This is a genomic window from Chitinivibrionales bacterium (assembly GCA_035516255.1).
In the GTDB taxonomy this organism is placed as follows: Bacteria; Fibrobacterota; Chitinivibrionia; order Chitinivibrionales; family FEN-1185; genus FEN-1185.
Window position 1 is genome coordinate 1 of record DATJAL010000011.1, and the last position, 3,069, is coordinate 3,069.

The window sequence follows — 3,069 nt, forward strand, 5'->3', positions numbered from 1 at the left end:
ACCGGCGCGGAGACGGTCAGTGCTTTTCTCGCGCACCGTTCTATGCGGCGTGGTGCGGTCGTCCTCGTGGATGAGGCCGGGCAAATCGGCGGGAAACAAATGCTGCAACTGCTGGATTATATTCAAATCAACCAGGGGCGCATCATCCTGTCCGGTGATACACGCCAGCATGGAGCGGTCGAGGCATCGGACGCGCTACGGGCGATTGAACAGTATTCCGGTCTTGGTTACGCCAAACTGACGAACATCCGCCGTCAAAATCCAGCGGCGGCAAAGAATCAGGCCGAACGCCATTGGCTGGAACAATACCGGCTCGCCGTGGATGAGGCGCGGCGGGGCAAGCTCGGCTCATCGTTTGACCGGCTGGACAATCAAGGCGCCATCGTCGCCTGCACGCTGGCGGATCAACAATCGAAATTGACGGAACACTTCCTTGAACTTTTCAAAAATCGGCAATCTACGGTCATCGTCTCGCAAAGCTGGAATGAGATTCACAAGGTCAACGAATCTGTCCGGCTCGGCCTGAAATCACAGAAATTGATTGGCGTTGATGAAACAACCGTCACGGCATTGGAGCGGCAGGATTTGACGGACGCGCAAAAACGCGACAAGCGGTTTTACCAGCCCGACTCCGTTCTGGTGTTCAACCGCCCAACGGCCGGATTCAAATCCGGCAGCGCGGGGAAATTGCGCGGCATGACCGACAAGCATTTGCTGATTGAGGCCGACAATCGCATCCGGCCTGTGCCGTTCAAGGAATTGGACAAAATCACGATTTGCCAGCCGAAAGAACTTTCGCTGTCTGCCGGAGATCGGCTGCAACTCAAGGCCAATGACAAATCACAGGATGGCCGCAAGCTCGCTAATGGTGAATTGGTGACGGTGAAGAAAATCCACGCCGACGGGCGCATTGCCTTGGATGATGGGCGGGTGTTATCAAAAGATTACCGCCAGTTCGTGCGCGGTTACGCCGTCACCTCCTACGCCGCTCAAGGCAAGACCGTGGATTATGTCCTGTTCTCGGATTCAGCAGTCAAGGCGGCTACCAACGAGCAACAATGGTATGTGACGATTTCGCGCGGGCGCAAGGGCGTCAAAATTTTCACCGCCGACAAAATCCAGCTTCGGCAAAACATCGCGCATTCCGGTCATCGGACGCTCGCGATGGATATGAAGCCGAGCGCGTTTCAAAAGCTGGCAACGATGTGGGGACGGGATCTTGCCTTCGTTCTGAATGTTCAACAGTCCCGGCGCGTTTCGGCAAAGCGAGCGGCGGAAATGGAGCAGAACGAAAAATTGGAGCGTCAAGCAGAAGCCCTCCGGCAGGCGGAAGCGTTGCGGCAGGAAGAATCCGAGCGGCATTCCCAAGTTGAGCGCCAGCGTGAGGCAGCCAAGCAATCGCAGCAGGTGAATCAAACCGAATCCGTCAAACCAACCGAAACCGTTGAGCGGAAAACCCAGAAAACTCAAACCATGCGGGAGCGGATTGAAATGGCGCGGCGTCAGGCAAATCAAAACAAACGAAGTGGAGGCATGAGAATATGAGAGACAATTCCCCCTGTTACAAACTCGGTCGCAGTGTCGGCGGCGATCCTGTGCCGATGGACAATTTGCGGCTGGAAATCAGCGCGGACTGCTTTTATGTGTTGTCGTATCATCACGTCGAACTGGCCAAATTTGAATCAGCCCAAGGCGCTGACGTCATCACGATTTCATTTTTGAACCGCATGGTGCGGATCAAAGGGAAAAACCTCCGCAATCTGGGGATTGCATTGCAGGCGCGGAACGTGGAATCCATCAAGCCGATGGTCGAGCGTTATTCATCGTTGGCCGCCGGTGAAGATGGTTTGGTCAAGGCCATCGAAATCGAGGATGAAAAAGAGCCAGGTTGAATCGCCACTAATTTTTCGCTGCCGCTTCTTTTGTCGTCGGCTCGCTTTCGAGAAAATGAACTTTCTGCGCCATCGCGGTGGAATGACTGTCGCGCAAATGGCCATAGACCTTCATCGCCAATGCACCACCATCCTTGTGTCCAAGCCAGCGGGAAACCGTCGGAATGTCCACGCCGCTTTCAATGCAGCGGGTAGCAAACAGATGTCGCAAATCGTGATGCGTGATACGGGCGATGCCAAGTTTCTTGCAAGCCGTATCAATAGCACCCTGACATTCATGGACAAGCATGACTGGCTTGGTTAAAAATTCTGTTTCACTGCGCTCATTTTTCAATCGTTCCAACAATCGGCGCATATCGGGAATCATGGGGACACGGCGAATTTCCCAATTCTTTGTTCCAGTAGCCGGGTCGCCCAAAACCGTAATTTCGCCCTTTTCAAAGTCACAGTCCCGGCCATTAACCCGCGCCGCTTCACCTTTTCGGCAACCGCTGTATGCCAGAAATTCCACGAGATCGGCGCATCGTTCCGCCCAGCCACCGTCCCCCTTTCTGATTGTGGTTATCAATTCCACAAACTGTTTCTGGCTTGGAAGCTGCAAAAGCTTTTGCCGGATTTTCTTCCGTTTGATATGGATGGCCGGGTTGTCGTAACGCGCCCCCGCCTCAACTGCGATGTCCAAAACCGCCCGAAATGTTCCAACGGTGTTGTTGAAAGCCGACGGGCTTGCGGTCTTCCCGAATCGCGCGGCCCAAGCCAAACCATCGGCCTTGGAGATTTGGGCAACATCCATTTGATTGAGGTCGGGCCAAGATTTCAGCAAGGCCGCAATTCGTTCCTGCCGGTAAGTTTTGCTCCGGTCTTTGAGTGATTGGTCGCCGCTTAACCGCTCGCGGTAAGTTTGCAGGGCGTCGGCGAAAGTCATTTTCCCCCGCGCAACCGCCGTCTGCGCCGCGGCACGCTGCCGCTCCTCTTTGTGGAAATCACCGAGGCGTAATTTGGCGACGCTGATTCGGTCGGTTTTGAGCGACTTCCAAATGAGCTTGCCGCGCACGCGAATTCGCGCATAATAGTTTCCTGATTGAACGTGGCGGACGAGGTTCGCCACGGGCGTTTTTTGCCAGCGTTGTTCCGTATTATCCGATGAATTGGTCTTCATGCAGATAGTATAGAATAC

Annotated in this window: 3 protein-coding genes; 2 read left to right on the forward strand and 1 reads right to left on the reverse strand. The window is 54.4% G+C overall.

The features are described 5' to 3' along the window. Positions 1-1,545 (forward strand): AAA family ATPase (locus VLX68_03890; protein ID HUI91370.1); only part of this gene is annotated, 1,545 nt, incomplete at its 5' end. Further along, positions 1,542-1,892 carry a hypothetical protein gene (locus VLX68_03895; GenBank protein HUI91371.1) on the forward strand — a complete coding sequence of 117 codons (351 nt, stop codon included), beginning with the start codon at positions 1,542-1,544 and terminating at the stop codon, positions 1,890-1,892. The genes VLX68_03890 and VLX68_03895, both read left to right, overlap by 4 nt. A gap of 7 nt (positions 1,893-1,899) precedes the next feature. On the opposite strand, the gene VLX68_03900 is transcribed toward VLX68_03895, so the two are convergent. Then, positions 1,900-3,069, reverse strand: a 1,170-nt coding sequence (locus tag VLX68_03900; GenBank protein ID HUI91372.1) for a site-specific integrase, incomplete at its 5' end; no start/stop codon positions are given.